We start from the raw sequence: 23,305 nt of genomic DNA, 5'->3' as shown, positions 1-23,305 counted from the left end.
TCTTATGATTGTCTGGCGCACCCGATGGGCCTTTGCGCCATGTCTCCTGCACCGGCTTTGCGGTCGTCTGTCTCGTGCGGGTCTTCCGTTCGTTCCGATTACTCCGGCTCGGCCTCGTCGTGACGGCGCACCGGCGCCGGACACGCCGCTTCGGCGCGCGTCAGATTGGCCAGCACCTTGCCGAGCAAACGCGACAGTTCGACGCGCTCGGCCGGGCTGAGATCGGCAAGCGCTTCACGTTCGGTCACATTGGCGAACGCAACGATGGTGTCGATCTTCGCTTCCGAGGCTTCCGTCAGATAAAGGAGATGGGCGCGTTTGTCGTTCGGATCGCGCTCACGGCGCACGAGCCCCTTTTCCCGGAGGCGGTCCAGCAGTCTGACTAGCGCCATCGGCGTCAACTCCATGCGTTCGGCCAGTTCGGCCTGGGTCTGAACCCCGTAGCGATGCAGCATGACGAGAACCCGGCACTGGGCGCGCGTGAGATCGAAGTTGCCGCGCGCGCGCCGGTCGAACAGGCGCGAATGCACTCGCGCCACGTCGTGCACCAGCGTACCGAAGCGGGAAGACCAGTCGATTTTCGGCATGACGAAACGAAATGCCGGGCGATGTCGGCATCGTCCCGGCAGGGGTAATTGATAAACAGGTTTATCATTTTGCCAGAGTCTTTCTTCGGACGGCAACTGTCTCAAATTGGTGACACCGGCTGGCGGCGCCGCGCCGTGAACAACGCCCGTGAGGACCGTTTCGCACGGCGCGACAAGGGTTCCCGGGTGCTGGCGGCGAACGGTCTTGCACGACTCGGATAGCGCCCCATGAAATTGTGAAAAAGCTAGCAAAAATAAGCACTTGACACTTCGCTTCGGCGGATCAAGAAAGGCATTGTGCGATGCACCGGCGGGAACGCCCGGACATGGCACCAGCCCTCTATTGACCTTAAGGAGTGTCAATCATGTTTGACCTTGCAAAAGCCTCCGACGTCCTTTCCATTACGGAAGCCGACCGGCCGGTCGGCGATGGCCATTTTCCTCCCTCGACGACCCCCATTGCGGCACCGGATCTCGCCACCTTGCACGAGGAGCGTCTGCCGTTCACCGTCACGATTGCGAGCGACGAGGCAGCGTTGCGCGACGCCGTGTCCATGCGTCAGGCCGCCTATGGGCGTCACCTGCCGGAACTCGCCGCCACGCTGAGCGAGCCCGAAGACAGTGACCGCGAGCCGGGCGCCGTCGTGCTCGTGGCCCGTGCGCGACTCGACGGCGCAGTACTGGGCACCATGCGCATTCAGACCAATCGGTTCGCGCCGTTGCATCTCGAGGATTCGGTGCCGCTGCCCGCATGGCTGGACAGCGCCGCGCTGGCAGAGGCAACGCGTCTGGGTGTCGTGGCCGGCCCCGTCGGGCGTGTGGTGAAGACCGCGCTGTTCAAGGCGTTCTATCAGTACTGCCTGCTGTCCGGCATCGACTGGATGGTCATCACTGCGCGCCCGCCGTTGCATCGGCAGTACGAAGCGCTGATGTTCGTCGACGTTTTCCCTTCACAGTCGCTGATCCCGATGGCACATGTCGGCGGCATCGGGCACCGGGTGCTGGCACTCGACGTTGCACAGGCTCGCACGCGCTGGCAAGCCGCAGGGCATCCGTTGTTCGCCTATATGTGCCTCACACATCACCCCGACCTGCGACTCGGGTTGCCGGACATGGGTGACGTACGCAAAGGAACGGATGGCGACGGGGTATCGCCGGTTGAAGCTAGTGTTGGCGCGCATTTGCGGGATTTATCTTTTGGTGCCGACGAGGTACGATGCGTAACAACAGGCTACAGCCTGGCTGTGTAATGCCGTTATTCGAACTAACGTTATCCCGTCGCTCGCGAGCCATGCATTTCGCGGTGACGGAGGTAACGCGCAGTACGGGCGAGAGACACCTGCCCGTGCCGGCCGGGCCTCCGGCGGCACGGGACAGGGCAGGCCCGGCCGGCAAGGCGAGCCGAGTTTCGCGCCTTGCCCGGGAGCCAAATCGGGGGCTACCTATGAGATAAGGGCACAAGAGTCATATGGCGGGGGAACTCGGCAACCAGCGTGACGATCACGGCCGTAACACAAACGAATTCGCCGACGAGTTGGCTGAGCTGACCGGTACGCGACGCCGTTGGCGTATCACTGCGCGGCTCGACGAACTCTTCCGCAGCATTTCCCTGTATGCCGTTCCCGCAGCCATCATGTTGCTCTCGGGAATCGTGCTGTTCTTCCAGGAGAGTCAATACGCCGTGCGCGGCGCAACGCCGTTGAGCTTCCAGGCGCTCGGCGATGTGCCCGCGACGTTCGGCCCGCCGATGGTTCAGGGCTCGCTCGAGCGCATCCCTGCCGTGCATCAATTCAGTACGCATTTGTCCGAGGCGCCGGTGTGGTTCCGTGTGACCGTGCCGCCCGTGGGTGACGCCGAGACCACGGTCATCGAATTCCCGTCGCGTCATGCGCAGACGCTGGCCTGCTGGCGCAACCCCGATGCCGCACCGATCGGTCGCGCAGACCGCAGCGAAGTGAGTGGGGCGGTCCGCGTCTCGAAGGCGGGGTTTGCCATCGATCTCGGACATCTTGTCGCGCCGGTCACACTGCTTTGCGAAGGCACATTTTCCGGTCCTGCGCACCTGACGCTCACGGCCTGGCCCGCATCGCAACTGCGGATCTCCGAGAGAGAGTTCCATCGGAGCAACGGGCTGTTGGAGGGCGGACTGCTGACGCTTTCGGCCTTCGTGCTCGTGACCGCCATCATCAACAAGGAATGGCTGTACGTGTTGTTCGCCGCGTGGCTGATCGGCAATCTGCGTCTCGCGGCCAACTCGCTCGGCGCCGATACGCAATGGCTCGAGCGCGCGATCCCGACCGACTGGGACGCCCTGGTGCGCAAGGCGACCTTCGCCATTTACTACGTGCTGACGTATTCGTTGTTCACGCAGCTCTTCAAGCGGGAGTTGCGTGTCATCGGCCTGCGCTGGATGGTGATGGTGCTGCAATGGGCCGGGATCGTGCTGTGCTGTGCGGCCGTGGCGCTGCCTTATGCGCATTTCATCCCTGTGCTCTGGGCTGTGGCGGCGCTGGGCATCGCGATCGTGCTCGTGCTGCTGGTCCGGATCCTCGTGCTCACGCGCTCGCGTGTGGCCATCTGGTACAGCGCGTCGCTCGCCATCGTGCTGTTCGCCACGTTCTCCGAAGTCATTGCGGCCGCGTTCAATGCGCGGGCGCTGTCGTCCGCGCTGAACAGCGTGACGGCCGCGCTGTTCTCGAGCCTGATGGCGGCGCTGGCCATTGCCGAGCAGATGCGCGTGGAGCATCAGGGCAAGCTGGAGGCGCAGACCGAACTGCGCAACGCCTATGACGTGACGCCGGTCGGGTTGTTCACCCTCAACGACCAGGGGGTGTTCGTGCGCGGCAATGCGGCGCTGCATACCATGCTGGGCATTCCCAATACCGAAGGGCGCACCTATCGCTGGGACCAATACTTCGGGCAGAGCACCTGGCGCATGCTGCTCGACGTCGCCCAGCACAGCGACGAATCCGAGCTCGAAATCCTTTCGCTGCCGCGCGACGACGGTCGGGTGAGCCGCTATCTCGTCAAGGCGATCTTCTCCGACGGACGCATCGAAGGGTCGTTGCAGGACATCACCGAGCGTGCACGCACGATGGAGCAGTTGCGCTATCTGGCGGAGAACGATCCGCTGACGGGCGTTTCGAACCGGCGCGGCATCGAGAAGGCCCTCGCCGAGGCGATCCGCACGCTTTCGGACTCGCGGCCGGCGGCGCTTGCCTACCTCGATCTGGATCGATTCAAGCTGGTGAACGACCTGTTCGGGCATGCCGCCGGCGACGAAGTCCTGCGTCAGGCGTGCGACCGGATGCGCGCGCGTCTGTCGACCGATCAGAGTGTGGGGCGCACTGGCGGCGACGAATTCATCGTGGTGTTCCGTGACGCGACGATCAAGGAGGCGGCCGCCGTGACGCGGCGTCTGGTCGACGCGATTGCCGGGGAGCCGTATCAGATTGGCGAGCGTGCGTTTCAGGTGCGCGCGTCGGCCGGGGTGATCGAATTGACGACCGACATGCGCGTGCCGGACGCGATTTCGTCGGCCGACCGGGCGTGCCGTGAGGCGAAGAAGGGACGTCGCGAACTGGTGGTGTACGAGCGGGGGGCGGCGGCATTCCGCGAGCGGTTGGCCGAGTTGCGTCTGATCGACGCGCTCGATGCCGGGCTCACGCCCAACACGCTGTTTCTCGAGATGCAGCCGATCATGGAGATGGCGTCGCCTGGCGATTCGCTGAACTTCGAGGTGCTGCTGCGCATGCGCGATTCGGATGGCAACATCGTGCCGGCCTCGCGCATCATCAGTGCAGCCGAGGAGAACGGCACCATCGGCATGATCGACAAATGGGTGCTCACGAATACGCTCACCTGGATCGATACGCATCGCGACCGCCTGACGAAGACGCGTTTCGTGTGCGTGAATCTCTCGGGCGCCTCGCTCAACGACGAGCACTTCGTGCGGGACATCTTTGCCACGCTGGCGGCGCACGAGCGTGCGGTCGGGTTGCTGTGCATCGAGATCACGGAAACCGTGGCGTTGCACGATCTGGACAACACGCGACGCTTTGTCGATCGCATCCACCAGCTGGGCGGCCGCATCGCGCTCGACGACTTCGGTGCCGGATTCAGTTCGTTTTCCTATCTCAAGGATCTCGCGGTCGACGCGATCAAGATCGACGGCGCGTTCGTCAAGAGCATGGCCGCGCATCCCGCCAATCTGGCGATCGTCGAAGCGATCGTGGCGTTGGCGAAGAATCTGGGAATTCGCAGTGTGGCCGAGTGGGTGGAGGATGCGGCTACGCTCGAAGCGCTCTCGGAGCTTGGCGTCGACTACGTTCAGGGCTTCCTGATTGCGCGTCCGCAGACACCCGAAGCGATTCTTGCGGCCGATTCGGCGGCGAGTTTCGTTCGCGATCCGCAACTGGCCTCGTTGCTCGTGCAGTTGGGGCAGTCCTTCTATTCCCGTCCGGGCGGCAGTACCGCGTTGCACTGACGCGCAAGGTTGCGCTTCTGCTCGCAGGCCACATCAATCGGCAATCTGGCCGCGAATTGTGGGCATTTTCCGCAATGCTGTATTTCCCTTCAGATTTCCATTCCGACACCTCCCGATAGCGTGTGATTCGCTGAAAACCCGCATGGATAGGGCGTTTCGGCGTCAAGGATTTTCTTTTTTTCTGTCATCGGGACGTAACTCGAAGTAAGAATTCCATTTGGAATAAATCTTGTCCGCAGCGAAGCTCGGGTGGCAGAATCTGACCATCGACGTGATGGAGGAAAGTCTCCATGCCTCAGCGAGCCGTTTCCACGTACGGGGGGAAACACGAGATTCGACAAGGCTTGCTGCACGCCCGGCGAAAGACCGGCATGCGAAGAGCAACGGGGTTAGGACCGACGACATCGACACGATGGGCGCGGCGGAACCAGATGACCTAACCAGAACAAAGACAATGATCTCGACCCTTCTGAAACTCGTTTACCGCCATAGCCATTCGGCAAAGTGGCGGCATAACGAACGGCTGTGGCCGTACGCGCGCATCCAGCGCGATGCCACGGGCGTCATCGAACGTTTCACGTGGCGTGGTCGCGACGTGCCGTTGGCGCGTCGTGCCGAGCTGCAGCGCTTGCGCCGCTTCGCCTGCCACGTTATTGCCAGCGGCCCCTCGATCGCGGACATCGATTACGATGCGCTGCCGATGCACCACGTCATGGGGGTGAACGGGGCCATCGCGCTGACCGATCGCGCACCGGTCAAGTTCAACTACTACTGCATTCTCGACGCGGGCTTCGTGCGTCAGCGCCCGGATCTCGCACGTCGGATCGTGTCGCGTGACCTGGTGCTGTTCGTGACGCCCGTGGTACTCGCTCGCTTGCTCGAGATGTTCCCGATGTCGGCGTTCGGCTGCCGTTTCTATCTGGTGGACGACATCTTCAAGCGTGGCATGGAGGCCGCCAGCACGCCTGCCTCGCTGCGGGCCAATGGCCGAATCGCCGCGAGTTCGGCGTTCCTGGGTGACGAGGGTCGGCTGGGCTTCAGCTTTGATATCGACAACGGTTTCTTCCACGGCGGTACGGTGGCGTACTTCGCACTGCAGGTCGCAACGTGGCTGGGTTTCACCGAACTTTATTTGCATGGCGTGGATCTGCGCGACGCATCGCAAACGCCGCGCTTCTACGAGACCATGCAGTCGCGGGCGCCGACGCGCCTCGACGCCGAATTCGCCGATCTCATCGAGCCGTCCTTCCGTCACGCAGCGGGCGTCTTGCGCGCTCGCGGCGTGAGCGTCGAGAACCTCTCGAGTGTCAGCGCGCTCGGTGAGGACATCTTCGCGAAGGTCGACTGGCGCTCGCTGCGCCGTCGCAACCTGAGCCTCGTCCAGCCGGACGAAGCGGTGTCGAACGCCACGGTCGGACATGCCGGCACCGAGGCGTCGCCAGTGCTGCGCCCGACCGGCACCCACGGTCACGCCTGACGACGGATCGCGGCGAATTCCGTCGCGAGAAATCGTCTCTCGACACGACGGTGTCCGGCACCGGCGCCCGCCGGTGCCCTCAAGGGCGTTGCCAAGCACGCAAAGACCTTACCAATAGGGCCTCCAGCGGTGGTCGACCTGCTACAATCGCACTCCGGGTTTTCCTGAAGCATGAGCGATTATGGGGTTTGGCTGGTTCGGACTGTCGACGTTTTGGTTGCTGGCACTGTGCTGGCCTGGCGTACGGGGTCTGCTTGGCGGTGAGATACGTATCTTCGGCCCCGGCACCCTCCGTATGCTGCTTGGCGTGCCCCTCGCTGTCGTCTCGAGCGCGACGCTCGCCGCGCTCACGGGCGGCGACAGCACCGCTGCAGGCGGCAGCGTCGGCCAATCCCTTTCCCACGGCTTGAGCGTCTCACTGGGCGGCACGCTCGCGATGGGCGTTGCAGGGTTCGTCCTTCTCTTCTCGCTGCCATTGGTCTTCGGCACCACCTGGTGGGGCATGTTCACGCGCACCCGCCCAGCGGATGACGATGCGGAAGCATCGTCGCATACGCCGCGCTTCGACAGCAGTCGCCGCGAGCCCGCGCGTGGTTTGTCGCAAATGTCCTTCGATACGAGTGAACGCGCCGAACGCGGTGAACGCGGTGAACGATTCACACCGACCCTCGGACAAGGGCATCACAACGTCGGCAGTCTCACCGAAGAGCCCGTCCCGCGCCGTCGCGGACTGGCAGCGCAACCGCGCTGGAAGTTGTCCGATGAAGAACGCGCCCGGCTCGACGCCATGCAGCCGCCGCCACTGACGACGCGCGGCGCGCCGCGTGCCGAGCCGTCCTTCACGCCGGCAAGTCACGGTCCGAACGGTTCCAACGGTCTGGGCGCACGTCCGGCAGGCAAGGGGACTTCCGTTGGACGCAACGGCGCTGCGGTGGCCGCAGCGGCAGTGGCTGCGTCCGCTGGCGCCGCAACCACGAATGCCCTCGGCGCGCGTGTCGTGTCGCCACGAGGTTCCTACGCATCAGGCAGCCACCGTGGTGACGCATTGGGCATGAGCGAATTCGTGCGTGCCGAGCCGGGGCTGGCGCCGCGCGAGGCGAGGGGCGTGCCGCCGGCTGCACCTCGCAGCGCACCGTCGGCGTCGAGCGCGCCGGCACCCGCAGCCGTCAATGCGACGGCCACTGCCGACCCATTGCATTCGACATCGATCCCCGGTGCGACGGGCTATCGTCGCCCGGTGGGCATGGCACCCGCGCACCTGCGCGGCACGATCGTTCACAGTCCGTTCCGCAAGCCGCAGCTTGGCCTGGAGGATGTGCCGCCGCGAGGTGCCCCTCCCATGGCGCCGCGTCTGGACGATGGGCAGTCAACGCCTGCCGCCGTCGCCGATGGTGTCGCGCCGTCGCGCACAACAGCCGAATTGTCGAATGCGACGACAGCCAGGGCCGCTTCGTCGGCCATTCGCGGCGCCGCCATGTGGTCGGCAACCGATGCGGCGACACCGCTGTCTTCCGATTTTGCCGAGTTTTCGCCCGTCGATCTGTCGGTGAAGCCTGCCGAGATGGACGTCCTGCCGCCCGCACCGACGCCGGAAATGTTGGCGCAACAGGAAGCGGCGCGCGCTGCCGAACTGGCGGAACAGGCGCGGGCGAAGGCCTTGGCGGCGTTGCGCGAAGAGGCGCAAGCGTTGCTGCGCGACTTGCGCGACTGGACGTCGTCCGATGCTACACAGCCTGTCGATGCCTCGGCGGCGACGTCCGCGGGCGTTCCCGAATCGTTGGATACGTCGATCGAGTTGGCTCCCGCCATCGGCATCGGCGACACGCCGTTTGACGAAGTGGTGCACACCGAAATGGCGATTGAACCGCCGGCGAATATTGCGGTGACGTCACAGGTGGTACCGGCACCGGCACCGGCACCGGCACCGGCACCGGCACCGGCACCTGCGCCAGCGCCGCTGTCCCCCCCGAGCCCATTTGTTTTCGCGGATGTGTTGGGAAGCGTCGAAGCTGTCGAGGCCATCGACGTACGCGCCAGCGAATCGCATATACCGATGCCGAGTCCGGTGCTGGCTGACACTGCGGACGTGCCACTGGCAACGCAAACGCCTTTGGAAGTGCTTCCGGACGTGTCTCCATTGACGGAAGCACCGCAAACGCCGCAATTGCCGGAGCCGGCAGACGTTTCGACCATGTCTGACGTACTTGGCGTTTCGGACATGTCGGACGCAGCCGAAGTCGCGCAATGGGCGCACGCCGTTGACGCAACCGATGCGCCAATGGCGATGGACGCGATGTCGAAGCCGCATTACGTCATCCGCGCCGATGGAACGTGGTCGCGCGCCGACGAAGCGTCGTCTGCTCACGACGACTTCGATAGCGGCATCGCGCCACCGGCTTCACTGGCCGCACCGGCACCCGTCGTGGTGCCTGCACTATCGATGCCGGCGTTCACGCCGTCGACGGCCATCCCGTCCATTCCCTCGTTTGCCGCTTCGGCAGCGGAACCGGTTCAGGCCGCCTTCACGGCCGATACGCCCTACGAACTGCCGCCCCCGCGCGTTGCGATCGATTACGACCTGCCGTCGCTCGACCTGTTGTCGCCCGCCACGGCGCAGGATGTGGCCAACGTTGTCTCCGACGACGCGCTGGCCGCTGTGAGCCAGTTGATCGAGCAGCGCCTGGCCGAATTCAAGGTGCCGGTGACGGTCGTCGGCGCGTCGGCGGGCCCGGTCATCACGCGTTTCGAAGTCGAGCCGGCGGTCGGGGTGCGCGGTGCGCAGGTCGTGGGCCTGATGAAGGACCTGGCGCGCGCACTTGGCGTTACCTCGATCCGCGTAGTCGAGACGATTCCCGGCAAGACCTGTATGGGGCTCGAGCTACCGAATGCCCAGCGGCAGATGATTCGTCTGTCGGAGATTCTCACGGCGCCGGTGTTCGACGCGCACCGATCGCATCTGGCGCTGGCGATGGGCAAGGACATCACGGGCGAACCCGTCGTGGCCGATCTCGCGCGTGCCCCGCATTTGCTGGTGGCCGGCACGACCGGCTCGGGCAAGTCGGTGGCCGTCAACGCCATGATCCTGTCGTTGCTCTACAAGGCGACGCCGGACGACGTGCGGCTCATCATGATCGATCCGAAGATGCTGGAGCTGTCGGTCTACGGCGGTATCCCGCATTTGCTCGCGCCGGTCGTGACCGACATGAAGCAGGCGGCCCACGCCCTGAACTGGTGCGTCGGGGAGATGGAGAAGCGCTACCGCCTGATGTCGGCGCTCGGCGTTCGCAATCTCGCAGGCTACAACGACAAGATCGACGCTGCCCATGCGGCGGGCGAGAAGGTCAGCAACCCGTTCTCGCTGACGCCAGACGCGCCGGAGCCGCTCGATCGCTTGCCGTTCATCGTCGTGGTCATCGACGAGCTGGCCGACCTGATGATGGTGGCAGGCAAGAAGATCGAAGAACTGATCGCGCGTCTTGCGCAGAAGGCGCGTGCCGCAGGCATTCACCTGATCCTGGCGACGCAACGTCCGTCGGTCGATGTCATCACCGGTCTCATCAAGGCGAACATTCCCACGCGGGTAGCGTTCCAGGTGTCGTCGAAGATCGACTCGCGCACGATTCTCGACCAGATGGGCGCTGAATCGCTGCTCGGGCAGGGCGACATGCTGTTCCTGCCGCCGGGCACGGGTTACCCGCAACGCGTGCATGGCGCGTTTGTGGCGGACGACGAAGTGCATCGTGTGGTGCAGCATTGGCAGCAGTACGGCGAGCCGGATTACGACGAAGCCATCCTTGCGGGCGATCCGGGTGAGGGCGCTGCGGGTGATCTGTTCGGCGATGCGTCGGGCGATGCCGAGGCCGATCCGCTGTACGACGAAGCCGCCGCCTTCGTGCTCAACTCGCGGCGTGCGTCGATTTCCGCAGTGCAGCGTCAACTGCGTATCGGCTACAACCGCGCGGCCCGTCTCATCGAGCAGATGGAAGCGGCCGGTCTCGTGACGCCGATGGGCCGCAACGGCGCGCGCGAAGTCGTCGCGCCGGGCGACTAATCGCCATCGCTTACATCTACCTTACGACCCGCTGAACGAGTCGAACTCTTTGGCACTCCGTGCCGATGTCCAGACACGCGCCGTACAAGGCGCGTGCCGCCAAATCGCTTGGAAACCCGCGCCAATTGGCGATAGCGACGCGTAAACCCGCGTCTTGGTAGGGGTATTCCCGCCTTTGCGGGCGAAACTCAGCGATCACATAATCGGCGCGCTAGGTTGGTCGTTCGAAGCGTGATTTACGGTATCGCCCTGACACGAAAATGCAAAACCGGGGCGGTACGGCGGGGCTAGGACATCTCGTGAATTGCGCATCCTCGGCAGGGCCTGCGACATCAGGAAATCGCAACAGAAAAGCGTCATACCGAAACGCATCGCACCGAAGGAGACCCTTATGCAATTCCGATTCAAACTCATGGCCGGCGCTGTGGCGTTCGCCTTGTCCGCAACGGTTGCCATCGCGGCCGACCCGATCAAGATCGGCGTGTCCGGCCCGTTCACCGGCGGCTCGTCGTCGATGGGCGTGTCCATGCGCGACGGCGTGCGGCTGGCGGCTGCCGAGATCAACAAGTCGGGCGGTGTGCTCGGCCGTCAGATCCAGCTGGTCGAGCGCGACGAAGAAGCCAAGAACGAGCGCGGCGTGCAAGTGGCGCAGGAACTGATCAACAAGGAAAAGGTGGTCGCGACCGTCGGTTACATCAACACCGGTGTGGCGCTCGCTTCGCAGCGTTTCTATCAGGACGCCAAGATTCCGGTGTTCAACAACGTGGCAACGGGTACGGTCATTACCGACCAGTTCAAGCCGCCCCAGTACCCCGATAACTACGTCTTCCGCAACGCCGCCAAGGACAGCATCCAGGCGCCGATGATCGTGGAAGAAGCGATTACGCGCCGTGGCTTCAAGAAGCCGGCCATTCTCGCCGACTCGACCAATTACGGTCAGCTCGGTCGCGAGGATCTGGAGAAGGCGCTTAAGGCGAAGGGCATCACGCCGGTCGCCGTCGAGAAGTTCAACATCAAGGACGTCGACATGACGGCCCAGTTGCTCAAGGCCAAGCAAGCCGGCGCCGACGTGATCCTGACGTACGGTATCGGCCCGGAACTGGCGCAGATCGCCAACGGCATGGGCAAGCTGGGCTGGAAGCTGCCGATCGTGGGTAGCTGGACGCTGGCGATGGCCAACTACATCGACAACTCGGGGGCAAACGGCGAAGGCGCGCGTATGCCGCAGACGTTCATCCAGGAGCCGAACACGCCCAAGCGCAAGGCCTTCATCGACGCCTACCTTGCCATGTTCAAGCCGAAGAACAATCGCATCGACTCGGCGGTTTCGGCAGCGCAGGGCTATGACTCGATCTACCTGCTGGCCGCGGCCATCAAGCAGGCCGGCACGACCGATGGTCCGAAGGTGCGCGCCGCCCTCGAAGACCTGAAGGCACCGGTCGAAGGCGTGGTCACGACCTATGATCGTCCGTTCACGCACGACGATCACGACGCCATCACCGCCAACATTCCGGTGTTCGGCGAAGTGAAGGGTGGCCGTGTGGTGTACGCGTACGACACCGACCTGAAGGCTGGCAGCAAGGTCCGCGAGAAGACGGCCTCCAAGTAAGCCGCACCGGCTGCGCTGCAAAGTTGAACGAGCAGCCATGACGAGTGAGCGACGGCGCGCGCCGCCTGCGATCCGGGCCCCTGGCAACGGGGCGTCCGGGCGCAGCACGCGCGCCGTTGCCACACTCGGGCCAGACGCCGGCACGCGGGACCGGCGCGCGGCATCCGTATCGAATGCCTCCCGTGCATCGCTCGTAGGCTCGCACTCGCGAGAGAGGACCGCATGACCATCCTGATTCAACTCATCTACAGCGGTATCGCGCTGGGGATGATCTACGCCGTGATCGCCTTCGGTTACCAACTGACGTTTGCGACGTCCGGCACCCTGAACTTCGGCCAGGGCGAAGCGCTGATGCTTGGCGCACTGGTCGGCCTGACACTCGTCGACACCCTGGGGCTGAATTACTGGCTGATGATCCCCATCGTCTGCCTGTTCGGTCTCGTGCAAGGCGCGTTCGTCGAGCGCATCGGTGTGAAACCGGCCTTGCGCATCAAATCCGAGTTCGGCTGGATCATGTCCACCATTGCGCTGGGCATCATCTTCCGAAACGTCGCGGAAAACCTGTGGGGACGCGACGACCTCAAATTCCCGTCGCCGCTGCCCGAATCGCCGATCCAGTTGATGGGCGCGAACGTGCTGCCGATGGAGCTGCTCGTGGTCGTGGGCGCACTGCTCATGATGGCGGCCGTCGAGTTCTTCAACCGTCGATCGATCTACGGCAAGGCGGTGGTGGCTACGGCCAACGACCGCGATGCGGCGGGTCTCATGGGCATCAACACGAGTCTGGTGATCACGTTCTCGTACGCGTTGTCGTCGATGGCCGCCGCCTTTGCGGGCGTGCTGGTCGCGCCGCTGACGCTGACCGGCGCCACGATGGGGGCCGTGCTCGGCCTCAAGGCGTTCGCGGTCGCGATCATCGGCGGTCTGTCGAGCGGCATGGGCGTGCTCGTGGGCGGCGTGATCCTCGGCGTGGCCGAGACGACCACGGCGTTCTACATCTCGACCGGCTACAAGGACGTGCCGGGTCTCGTACTGCTGCTGCTTGTGCTGGCCGTGAAGCCGGCGGGCCTGTTCGGCAAGACCGCCATCAAGAAGGTGTAACCATGACCGCACAGACTACTCAAGCGCGCGGTACCGGCAACGTCGGCAGTATCCGCGTGACCACGAAGCTCGCAGCGATCGTGGCGATTGTCGCGTTGTTCGGCTTCCCCGTTGCCGTCAGCAATCCGTACTACATCCACATGATCGAGACGATCATGATCTACGCGATCCTGCTCTTCGGGCTGGACATCGTCGTGGGTTACACCGGGCAGGTGTCGCTGGGCCATGCCGGCCTGTTCGGCATTGGTGCCTACGTGGCGGGTGTGTTTTTCGCCAAGCTCGGACTGACGCTCTGGCTCGCGTTGCCGGCGGCCATTCTGGTGACGGCGGCGTTCGGTGCGGTGCTTGCCTTGCCGGCATTGCGCGTGATCGGCCCGTATCTGGCGATGGTGACGCTGGCCTTCGGCACGATCATCCAGATTCTCATCAACGAGATGGACTTCCTGACGTCCGGACCGATGGGGATCAAGCTCTCGAAGCCGATCATCGGCGGGCATCCGATCGACGAAGTCGAGTACTACTGGATCGTGGCCGTGCTGCTGCTGGTGAGCATGCTCGTGGCGCACCGGATCCTGAAGTCGCACCTCGGACGCGCCTTCGAAGCGCTGCGCGATTCGCCGGTGGCGTCGGACTGTATGGGCGTGTCGGTGTATCGCTACAAGGTCTATGCGTTCGTGATCAGCGCCGGGTTCGCCGGTCTCGCGGGCAGCCTCTACGCGTACTCGGAGCAGTACATTTCGCCCAACACGTACAACTTCGAGTTGACGATCCTGTTCCTGCTGGCCGTGATCATGGGCGGCCGCAAGACGCGCAGCGGCTCGCTGCTGGGCGCGGCGATCATCGTGCTGCTGCCGCAGTTGCTCGACGACATCAGCATCTTCCGTGTCGTGGCCACGATCATCGCGGCGGTGACGACGGTCGTCGCCGTGGCGGCCATCGCCAAGGGACGCACCACACTCGCGAAAGCCGCCGTGCCGGTCGTCGGCACGATTGCGCTGGCCGGGGTGACCTGGTGGCGCGATAGCATCACGGACTGGCGTCTGACGATCTTCGGTCTGATGATCCTGTTCGTCGTGTACTACCTGCCGGACGGCATCATCGGTTTCCTGCGCTCGCGTATTCTGCATCGCCGCCGCACGCTGACCGTCTCGGCCACGCAAGTGGACGAATCCGCCAGCGAGCACAGCGATCCGGTGCTCACGGCCGCCGCGAGCGGCCCGGACGAGCTGCTCAAGGTGCGCCAGCTGCTCATGCAGTTCGACGGTCTGAAGGCACTCAACCAGGTGGACCTGATCGTCAGGCGCGGCACGATTCACGGGCTGATCGGGCCGAACGGCTCGGGCAAGAGCACGATGATGAACGTGCTGACCGGCATTTACGTGCCGACGGCGGGCAGCATCGAGTTCGCCGGGCAATCGATCGCCGGGCGTACGTCTTCGGACATCGCGCTCTCCGGCGTGGCACGTACGTTCCAGAACGTGCAGTTGTTCGGTGAAATGACGGCGCTCGAGAACGTGCTGGTCGGTCTGCACCACACGTTCCATTCGACGCTGGCCGACGTTTCGCTGCGCCTGCCGCGCTACAAGCGCGAGGAGGACGGGGCACGCGCGCGTGCCATGCGACTGCTCGACTTCGTGGGGCTGTCGTTGCTCGCCGACGAAGAGGCGCGCAACCTGCCGTACGGCAAGCAGCGCTTGCTGGAGATTGCGCGCGCACTGGCGCTCGATCCGCGTCTGCTGCTGCTCGACGAACCGGCCGCCGGCCTGACGGCACCCGATATTCGCGAGTTGCTGGCCATCATTCGCAAGATTCGCGATCACGGCATCACGGTCATCCTCATCGAACACCACATGGATGTGGTGATGAGCACGTGCCAGACCGTGTCGGTGCTGGACTTCGGGCAGAAGATCGCCGAGGGCCTGCCGGCACAGATCCAGGCCGACGAGAAGGTGATCGAAGCGTATCTGGGCGGCGCCTCGACGACGCACTGACGACAACTACGGAACCCCTATGCTTTCCATTCGTAATCTGCAAGCGGGCTACGGCAAAGTGCAAGTGCTGCACGGCATCGATATCGATGTGCCGAGCGGTCAGGTCGTCACGCTCATCGGCTCGAACGGCGCGGGCAAGACGACGACCATGCGCGCTGTCTCCGGCATGATCCGGCCCACGTCGGGCGAGATCACGCTGGGCGAGAAGCGTATCGACGGACTCGACTCGCATCGCATCGCGAAGCTGGGTCTGGCTCACTCGCCCGAAGGCCGTCGCGTCTTCGCGACCATGTCGGTGACGGACAACCTGCGCCTCGGCGCTTTCCCGCGCCTGACGGGCAGCCGCCCGCGCGGCGACGTGGCCGCGGATCTCGACCGCGCGATGGATCTGTTTCCGCGTCTCAAGGAGCGGCGCAACCAGTTGGCGGGCACGCTCTCGGGCGGTGAGCAGCAAATGCTCGCGATGGCGCGTGCCGTCATGCTGCGTCCGGACATCGTGCTGCTCGACGAGCCGTCGATGGGGCTGGCGCCGATTCTGGTCGATGAAGTGTTTCGCATCATCGGCAACCTCAAGGCGGAAGGCGTGACCATGCTGCTCGTGGAGCAGTTCGCGGCAGCCGCCCTGGCGGTGGCCGATTATGGGTATGTGCTCGAGAACGGCAGCATTTCCGTGCACGGTCCGGCGGAAAGTTTGCGCAACGACGACAAGGTGCGTGCCGCCTATCTCGGCGGCAGTCACTGACCTCCAGCGCGTAGAAACGACAACGGGCAGCCTTTGCGGCTGCCCGTTGTCATTGGTGCGTGCGTATGTGCGCCGGGCGAAGCGATCAGCGATTGACGTTGACCACGACGCGGCCGTGAATCTCGCCCTTGACGATACGCTGCCCAACGGCAATCGCTTCGGCGAGACCGACGTCGTGTGAGATCCCGCCGAGCTTCTGCGGTTCGAGATCGTGGGCGAGGCGCTGCCATGCCTCTTCGCGCAGCTCGCGTGGCGCCATCACGCTGTCGATGCCGTGCAGTGTGACGCCGCGCAGAATGAACGGCGCCATGTTCGCCGGGAAATCCATCCCCTGTGCAAGTCCGCACGCCGTGGCCACGCCGCCGTATCGGAGCTGGGCGATGGCATTCACCAGCGTGTGCGAGCCGACCGAGTCGACGACTGCGGCCCAGCGTTCTTTTTGCAACGGTTTTCCGGGCTCGGAGAGCAGATTGCGGTCGATGACTTCGGCCGCCCCGAGCGTTTGCAGGTAGTCGGCCTCATGAAGCTTGCCGGTCGACGCGACCACCCGGTAGCCGAGCGAGCTCAACAAGGCGATGGCGACGGAACCGACGCCGCCCGACGCCCCCGTGACGAGCACGTCGCCGTGATGCGGCATCACGCCGCTGCGCTCGAGCGCCATGACCGAGAGCATGGCGGTGTAGCCTGCCGTGCCGATGATCATCGCATCGCGCGGGGTGAAGCGCTCGGGCAGGCGCACCAGCCAGTCGCCGCGCAGACGCGCCTTCTGGGCGAGGCAGCCCCAATGCGTCTCGCCGACGCCATATCCGTTGAGCACGACGCGGTCGCCTTTGCGCCATGACGGGTGAGACGATTCGAGCACGGTGCCGGCGCCATCGATGCCGGCCACCATCGGCCATGTACGCACGACGGGCGCTTTTCCGGTGATGGCGAGGCCGTCCTTGTAATTGATGGTGGAGTAGTCGATCGCGACCAGGACGTCGCCGTCGGCCGGGAGTGCATCGTCTTCCAGCGCGGTGACTGCCGCGTGGGTCTTGCCGTCGGACTGGGTCAGCAAAATCGCATTGAACATACCGGGAATCTCCTAAGCGAATCCTGTGCTACGCGCGAGCCAACGCCTGCCTGCCAGGCGCGCGGTGCGGCCAAGGATGCGGCATCGAGGACGTCGGAGGGTAGGGGGCACTTTGCATCCCGAAGCATTATAGGCCGCCTAATTTCCTGCCAAGCGAGCTTCACCAAGCCGTAGCTCATGGATCAGTTCGATCAAGGCGCGTAGCCGCACCGGCACGAACCTGTGGCCAGAGTAGTAAAGCCTGAGGCCGCCAAATGGCTGGCACCAGGGAACTAGCACGGGGACCAGGGCGCCGGATTTCAATTCTTCGTCAATGAACCATTCCGAGATGAAGCCGATGCCGAGCCCGAGCAGCACCGCCTGCTTGATGGCCGGCATCTCGGAGAGGGTCATGCGCACGGGCAGATCCATCTGCAGCTTCTGGCGCTTGTGCTCCAGCTCCCATTGATAGATGCCGCCGTGGGACATGCGCATGCCGATGCTCTGGTGCTCGAGCAGATCGCGCGGATGCCTGGGCGTACCGTTGCGCTTGAGGTAGTCGGGCGTTGCCACGATGAGCATGCGGAGGTCACGGGAAAGCGGCACGGCGATCATGTCCTGCGGCACGAATTCGGCAAGACGGATGCCTGCATCGAAGCCTTCGGCCACCACGTCGATCAGACGTGACTCGCTCACGATGTCGATGGATACCTGGGGATAGCGCAGCGCGTACTGATGCAAAAGCGGCTCCAGCAACAAGAGGGCGACCCCCTGTGGTGCATTGATGCGCAAGGTGCCGCTGGGCGCGTCAGATTCGGTTGCCGCCTGTTCGTTGGCCCGTTGGATTTCGGCAAGCGCTGGCGCTATGCGCTTCACGTAGCGCTGACCCGCATCGGTCATGGCCACGCTGCGCGTCGATCGGTTGAAAAGGCGCACTTTCAATCGCGCCTCCAGGCCCGCAACGGCGCTGCTCACCGCCGTGGTCGACATGCCAAGCTCCAGCGCCGCGCCACGAAAACTGCTGCGACGCGCGACGGCCAGAATCACTTCAAGCTCGGTCATTCCTGTGCGGTGCATAGATTGTCCTGATTTTCGGGATATGACATCTGCCATAAGGCGGCTTATCAAAACAATAACGTAATCCTAGACTTCCATGTACGCAGACGCAATGTGAAGGTCTCCCCCTCGATCCCGTACGCCGGAAAGTCATACCAAAGGAAACAACATGCAACGCATTGAGCACATGTACGTTAATGGCGAGTTTGTGACGCCGCACGGCCAGGAATGGTTCGATCTGCACAACCCGAGCACGGAAGAGATCATTGGCCAGGTTCGACTTGGCGACGAGACGGACGCGCAACGCGCCATCGCTGCGGCGCAGGCAGCATTCCCCGTATGGTCACGCACCACGCGCGAGGAACGCGTTGCAGCGCTGCGGCGCATGCACCGGGCCGTCGCTGCGCGCGAGGAGGTGCTGCTGCAGGCCATCGTGACTGAATATGGTGCGCCATCCGTGCGCTCGCGCTGGATGGCGCAGTATCCAGCCCAGACCATTGCGCAAGCCATCGACGCGCTGGAATCGTTTGCGTTCGAGGAACGCGCTGGCGCCGCACGCGTGGTGATGACGCCCGTTGGCGTCGCGGGCCTGATCACGCCCTGGAACAGCAACGCCGGGTTCATCTGCAACAAGCTGGCTACGGCGCTGGCCGCTGGATGTACCGCCGTCATCAAGCCCAGTGAGATGAGCGCAATGCAGACGCAGATCGTGGCCGAGGCGCTGCACGAAGCCGACCTGCCACCCGGCGTGTTCAACATCGTCAATGGCCGCGGCGACGTGGTTGGCGAAGAGATCGTGCGCAACCCCGGCATCGCCAAAATCTCGTTCACCGGCTCTTCTGCCGTCGGTAAGCGGCTGGCGAGCGCGGGGGCTGTCACCATGAAACGTGTAACGCTGGAGCTGGGCGGCAAGTCACCCACGGTAGTGCTCGATGACGCAGACTTCGCCAGCATCATGCCGCTCGTGCTCCAGGCGGGCTTCCTCAACAGCGGCCAGGCCTGCATTGCCGGCACCCGCATTCTGGTGCCACGCCATCGGCTTGCGGAGTTTGAGCAGATCGCGAGGGACGCGGTGTCGCACGTAAAATCCGGCGATCCACGCGAAGCCGACACCGACATCGGCCCGATGGTGAGCGCCAGGCAATGGGAACGGGTGCAGAACTACATCCGCATCGGCATGGAGGAAGGCGCAGCGCTGCTGGCCGGTGGCGCAGGACGACCCGATGGATTGCACAAGGGCTGGTTCGTCAAGCCTACCGTTTTCACGAACGCGAGCAACCAGATGCGCATTGCGCGCGAGGAGATCTTTGGGCCTGTCCTCACCCTCATCCCTTACGCCGACGACGCCGAAGCGGTTGTCATCGCCAATGACACTCCCTATGGCCTGAGCGCGATCGTGCTAGGCAAGGACATCGAGCGCTGCGAACGCATCGCTCGGCAGATCGACGCGGGCCGCGTGCTCGTCAACACGCTTGCCCACGAGCCGCGCGCGCCGTTTGGTGGCTTCAAGCATTCCGGAATTGGACGCGAGATGGGGAAATGGGGCATCAGTGCGTATCTGGAGCCCAAGACCTTGATGACGGCGTCGGCGCAAGCTTGATGTTTGTTGAGAACGCGCCCCCTTACATTCCCAAGTCGCTCAACGACGGATGATCATCAGGTCGGCGCCCCAGCGGCCAAAAGAACTTGCGGTCGGCTTCCTTGATTGGCAAATCGTTGATGTTGGCAAAGCGCCGCGCCATCAAGCCATGCTCATTGAATTCCCAGTTCTCGTTACCGTAAGAGCGATACCACTGTCCCGAATCGTCGTGCCATTCGTAGGCAAAGCGCACCGCAATCCGGTTGTCGGTGAAAGACCAGAGCTCCTTGATGAGGCGGTAATCCAGCTCAGTCGCCCATTTGCGGCGCAAGAATTCACGCGCCTGCTCGCGGCCCACCGGGAAATCGATACGATTGCGCCAGATGGTATCAAGCGTGTACACCATCGAAACACGGTCGGGATCGCGCGAATTCCAGGCATCTTCCCCTGCACGGACTTTGAGTGCGGCGGTTTCGGCAGTGAACGGCGGCACCGGCGGTCTGGTTTCCATGAAAGCTCCTTAAGGTTTTTGTAGACAGGTCTGTCTACCTGCGAATGTAGCGCACATAGACAGACCTGTCTACAATCAATGCATGAAAAAAAATCCAGATAGATCCAAGCAAGATTTGCCGGCACGTGAACGGATTCTTTTGACTGCCCACGATTTGTTTTATATGGACGGCGTCCGGGCGACGGGCATCGACAAGATCATTGCCGAGTCGGGCGTGACGAAGGTCACCTTCTATCGCCACTTTCCAAGCAAGGATGATTTGATTCGAGCCTTTCTCGCCTATCGGCATGAACGTTGGCTGACCTGGTTCAAAGAGGCGGTGGCTCGTCACGGTAGCGATGTGAATGCGCTACCCAAAGCGATGCATGAATGGTTCAGCCAGCCTGACTTCCGCGGCTGCGCATTTCTGAACAGCGTCAGCGAGTTGAGCGGTGTCTTGCCTGAAGTGCGCAACATCGCGCTGGCGCACAAAAACGATGTCGCTGCGGTGATCGAAAGCTTGCTTCCGGATTCCGCCCAGCGGCATCAACTTGCACTCACACTTTGCATCGCCATGGATGGCGCAATTACGCGCGCCAGTTTTGACGTCTGCCCCGAAAATGCCGAACTTGCCCTGGCAAGTGTCGTTCGCGCGATAGCGGCCGACATCGCAACGTAAGCGCTTTGTTCAGGCGGCGGATATTTCGTCTAGATCTGTTTTGGAGCGCCGCCGCTTTGTGCGCTATGGGCGAATGTCGGCGGGGAATCGAGCGTCCAGGAGCGCTTGCGCGTCAGGCGGGCATTGCCGCAATGGCCTCACGGGTTTCCCGCGTCAGCACCTCGACGAGCTCGGCCGCGGGCAAGGCTCGCGCCAGCGGTGCCGCCTGTCCGGCCCATTGTGCTGCATAGCCGCTGTTGCCGTGTGCCTTCGCGGCAGCGTTGAGCGCCTTGCCCGCGTCGTAGGTGATCGGATAGTCGGGAATGGCGGGGCGTTCGGGGGCTTGCTCCAGTGCCCAGAACTGATTGGCGAGTCCGCGTGCCGGGCGTCCGGAGATGGCGCGGATGAGGGCGGTTCGTGGCGGTTGCCCGCGCAGCAAGGCTTCGCGATAGGCGGTGTCGGCGCCGGACTCCGGGCACGGCACGAACGCCGTCCCCATCTGTGCGGCCTGCGCGCCAAGGGCCAACACGGCGGCAACGCCCGCGCCGTCCATGATGCCGCCAGCGGCGATCACCGGTAGCGATGTGCGAGCGACCAGTCGTCGGACCAGCGCGAACGTGCCCAACTGTTCGTCTTCGCTCAGTTGGCGATCGCCTTCGTCGTTGAAGCGCCCGCGGTGTCCGCCCGCTTCCCAGCCCTGCGCGACGATGGCGTCGATGCCAGTGGCCTCGATGGCGGCGGCTTCGTCTTCGTTCGTCGCAGAGGCGAACAGCACGATGCCCGAGGCTTTGAGCGCGTCGATCCAGGCTTGGGACGGCAGCCCGAAATGAAAGCTGACGACGGCGGGACGCTCCGCGAGAAACATCTCATACATCGCCACGTCCTCGACGAAGCTCAGATAGATCTCCCGCAAGGCGGCAGGCGGTCGGGTGTCGAAGCGCTGGAATTCCGGCGCGAGATAGTCGAGCCATGCGGCTTCGCGCGGGGCGTCGGCACGCGCCGGGGTATGGGTGAAGACGTTCACATTGAACGGGCGCGTCGTCAACGCGCGTGTCTGACGAATGACCTCGCGTGCGGCGGTGGCGTCCATATTGCCGACGGCGAGCGAACCCAATCCGCCCGCATTCGAGACGGCAGCGACCAGCGGGGGCGTCGATGCCACCGCCATCGGTGCCTGAATGATCGGTGTCGACATGCCGAGGCGGCGCGTGATACGTGATGTCGCGTTCATGCGGGCACCGAATCAAAGGGTCGAAGCAAGTTCGCGAAGCGCGTCGAACGTCTCATGCAGCTCTGCGCGCAGCACGCCCACCAGTTCGGCTGCGGGCATGGCGCGGGCGAGCGGTGCGGCCTGGCCGGCCCACTGGGCGGCGTAATCGCTGTTGCCCTTGGCTTTCGCTGCAGCGTTGATCGCCTTGCCTGCGTCGTAAGTCACGGGGTAAGCGGGCAGATCGGGGCGCGCGGCTTGCTGTTCCAGCGCATACAGCCGATTGACGAAGCCGCGCGCCGGGCGCCCGGAAATGGCGCGGATCAGCGCGGTACGGGGCGGATGCTGGCTGGTCAAACGCTCGCGATAGGCTGCATCGGCCGACGATTCCGGGCAAGCGACGAAGGCCGTGCCGAGTTGCGCGGCCTGTGCCCCGAGGGCCAGTACGGCGGCGATGCCTGCACCGTCCATGATGCCGCCGGCCGCAATCACCGGTACCGACGTGTGTGTCACGATCAGGCGCACGAGGGCCAGCGTGCCCAGTTGCTCGTCGTCGCTCGGCACGCGGTCGCCGAGATCTTCGAAACGGCCCCGATGGCCGCCGGCTTCGTAACCCTGCGCGACGATGGCATCGATTCCGGCGGCTTCGATGGCCCGGGCTTCGTCGAGATTGGTTGCCGTGGCGAACAGCGTGACGCCTGCGGCATGCAGGGCATCGATCTTCTCCTGCGACGGCAGCCCGAAGTGGAAGCTGACGACGGCCGGGCGCTCTTCGAGCAGCATCGCGAACATGGCGTCGTCGGCCACGAAGCTCTTGTAGATTTCGCTCAATGTGGTGGGCGGCGTGGCCTCGAACTGTGCGAACTCGGGGGCGAGATAGGCCAGCCATGCCGCATCGCGCGAAGCGTCGAGCCGGGCGGGTGCATGACAGAAGACGTTGACGTTGAAGGGTTTGCGCGTGAGCGCGCGGGTCTCGTGAATCGCTTTGCGGGCGGCTTCGGCATTCACGGCGGCAATGCCGAGGGAGCCGAGCCCGCCTGCGTTGGAAACGGCGGCAGCCAGCGCGGGGGTGCTGGTGCCGGCCATCGGCGCCTGGATGATCGGGGCTTGCAGTCCGAGGCGTTCGACGAGGGCGCGATTGCGGGATTGGGTGGCGGAAGTGCTGGGCATGACGATCTGCACCTTAGAGTGTTCAAGGGGGGAACAGCGGCAGTCAACGC

16 protein-coding genes are annotated in these 23,305 nt (G+C 64.0%); 10 read left to right on the top strand and 6 right to left on the bottom strand.

Annotated elements, in window-relative coordinates; translation table 11 throughout:
* Positions 1 to 98: 98 nt before the first annotated feature.
* A complete protein-coding gene (locus ABWO90_RS09055; RefSeq protein WP_353190879.1) occupies positions 99 to 587 on the bottom strand; it encodes a MarR family winged helix-turn-helix transcriptional regulator in 489 nt (162 codons plus the stop codon).
* Positions 588 to 952: 365 nt separating this feature from the next.
* On the opposite strand from ABWO90_RS09055, the gene ABWO90_RS09050 reads away from it, so the two are divergent.
* The 8 genes from ABWO90_RS09050 to ABWO90_RS09015 all read left to right on the top strand — a co-directional run bounded on the left by ABWO90_RS09050 (position 953) and on the right by ABWO90_RS09015 (position 16,044).
* Positions 953 to 1,837, top strand: coding sequence for an N-acyl amino acid synthase FeeM domain-containing protein (locus ABWO90_RS09050; protein WP_353190878.1), 885 nt, complete (start codon positions 953 to 955; stop codon positions 1,835 to 1,837).
* Positions 1,838 to 2,055: 218 nt separating this feature from the next.
* On the top strand, positions 2,056 to 5,073 hold the full coding sequence (locus tag ABWO90_RS09045; RefSeq protein ID WP_353190877.1) for a putative bifunctional diguanylate cyclase/phosphodiesterase: 3,018 nt from the start codon (positions 2,056 to 2,058) through the stop codon (positions 5,071 to 5,073).
* Between the two features lie 454 nt (positions 5,074 to 5,527).
* A complete protein-coding gene (locus ABWO90_RS09040; protein ID WP_353190876.1) occupies positions 5,528 to 6,550 on the top strand; it encodes a hypothetical protein in 1,023 nt (340 codons plus the stop codon).
* Positions 6,551 to 6,857: 307 nt separating this feature from the next.
* The gene (locus ABWO90_RS09035) at positions 6,858 to 10,601 is read left to right on the top strand and encodes an FtsK/SpoIIIE family DNA translocase (RefSeq protein ID WP_502922577.1); all 3,744 of its coding nucleotides are present in this window, start codon (positions 6,858 to 6,860) and stop codon (positions 10,599 to 10,601) included.
* A 391-nt stretch (positions 10,602 to 10,992) separates the two neighbouring features.
* On the top strand, positions 10,993 to 12,210 hold the full coding sequence (locus ABWO90_RS09030; protein ID WP_353190874.1) for an ABC transporter substrate-binding protein: 1,218 nt from the start codon (positions 10,993 to 10,995) through the stop codon (positions 12,208 to 12,210).
* Positions 12,211 to 12,432: 222 nt separating this feature from the next.
* On the top strand, positions 12,433 to 13,311 hold the full coding sequence (locus ABWO90_RS09025; RefSeq protein ID WP_353190873.1) for a branched-chain amino acid ABC transporter permease: 879 nt from the start codon (positions 12,433 to 12,435) through the stop codon (positions 13,309 to 13,311).
* Positions 13,312 to 13,313: 2 nt separating this feature from the next.
* Positions 13,314 to 15,302: a branched-chain amino acid ABC transporter ATP-binding protein/permease gene (locus ABWO90_RS09020; RefSeq protein WP_353190872.1), complete on the top strand. Its 1,989-nt coding sequence runs from the start codon at positions 13,314 to 13,316 to the stop codon at positions 15,300 to 15,302.
* A 19-nt stretch (positions 15,303 to 15,321) separates the two neighbouring features.
* On the top strand, positions 15,322 to 16,044 hold the full coding sequence (locus tag ABWO90_RS09015; RefSeq protein WP_353190871.1) for an ABC transporter ATP-binding protein: 723 nt from the start codon (positions 15,322 to 15,324) through the stop codon (positions 16,042 to 16,044).
* An 85-nt stretch (positions 16,045 to 16,129) separates the two neighbouring features.
* Here ABWO90_RS09015 and acuI read toward each other — a convergent pair whose 3' ends face one another.
* Positions 16,130 to 17,116, bottom strand: coding sequence for an acrylyl-CoA reductase (NADPH) (acuI, locus tag ABWO90_RS09010; RefSeq protein WP_353190870.1), 987 nt, complete (start codon positions 17,114 to 17,116; stop codon positions 16,130 to 16,132).
* Between the two features lie 138 nt (positions 17,117 to 17,254).
* Positions 17,255 to 18,157 carry a LysR family transcriptional regulator gene (locus ABWO90_RS09005; protein ID WP_353190869.1) on the bottom strand — a complete coding sequence of 301 codons (903 nt, stop codon included), beginning with the start codon at positions 18,155 to 18,157 and terminating at the stop codon, positions 17,255 to 17,257.
* A 163-nt stretch (positions 18,158 to 18,320) separates the two neighbouring features.
* On the opposite strand from ABWO90_RS09005, the gene ABWO90_RS09000 reads away from it, so the two are divergent.
* Complete coding sequence (locus ABWO90_RS09000) at positions 18,321 to 19,751, top strand: aldehyde dehydrogenase family protein (RefSeq protein WP_353190868.1); 1,431 nt, start codon at positions 18,321 to 18,323, stop codon at positions 19,749 to 19,751.
* A 22-nt stretch (positions 19,752 to 19,773) separates the two neighbouring features.
* On the opposite strand, the gene ABWO90_RS08995 is transcribed toward ABWO90_RS09000, so the two are convergent.
* A complete protein-coding gene (locus tag ABWO90_RS08995; RefSeq protein ID WP_353190867.1) occupies positions 19,774 to 20,241 on the bottom strand; it encodes a nuclear transport factor 2 family protein in 468 nt (155 codons plus the stop codon).
* 82 nt (positions 20,242 to 20,323) lie between these two features.
* On the opposite strand from ABWO90_RS08995, the gene ABWO90_RS08990 reads away from it, so the two are divergent.
* A complete protein-coding gene (locus tag ABWO90_RS08990) occupies positions 20,324 to 20,899 on the top strand; it encodes a TetR/AcrR family transcriptional regulator (protein ID WP_353190866.1) in 576 nt (191 codons plus the stop codon).
* 112 nt (positions 20,900 to 21,011) lie between these two features.
* Here ABWO90_RS08990 and ABWO90_RS08985 read toward each other — a convergent pair whose 3' ends face one another.
* Positions 21,012 to 22,109, bottom strand: coding sequence for an NAD(P)H-dependent flavin oxidoreductase (locus ABWO90_RS08985; protein ID WP_353190865.1), 1,098 nt, complete (start codon positions 22,107 to 22,109; stop codon positions 21,012 to 21,014).
* Positions 22,110 to 22,121: 12 nt separating this feature from the next.
* Positions 22,122 to 23,255: an NAD(P)H-dependent flavin oxidoreductase gene (locus tag ABWO90_RS08980; protein ID WP_353190864.1), complete on the bottom strand. Its 1,134-nt coding sequence runs from the start codon at positions 23,253 to 23,255 to the stop codon at positions 22,122 to 22,124.
* Between the last annotated feature and the right edge of the window lie 50 nt (positions 23,256 to 23,305).

Source organism: Pandoraea pnomenusa (genome assembly GCF_040391475.1).
GTDB lineage: Bacteria > Pseudomonadota > Gammaproteobacteria > Burkholderiales > Burkholderiaceae > Pandoraea > Pandoraea pnomenusa_C.
Note: the sequence above shows the minus strand (reverse complement) of the source record. Positions and strands in the feature narration are given on the sequence as shown.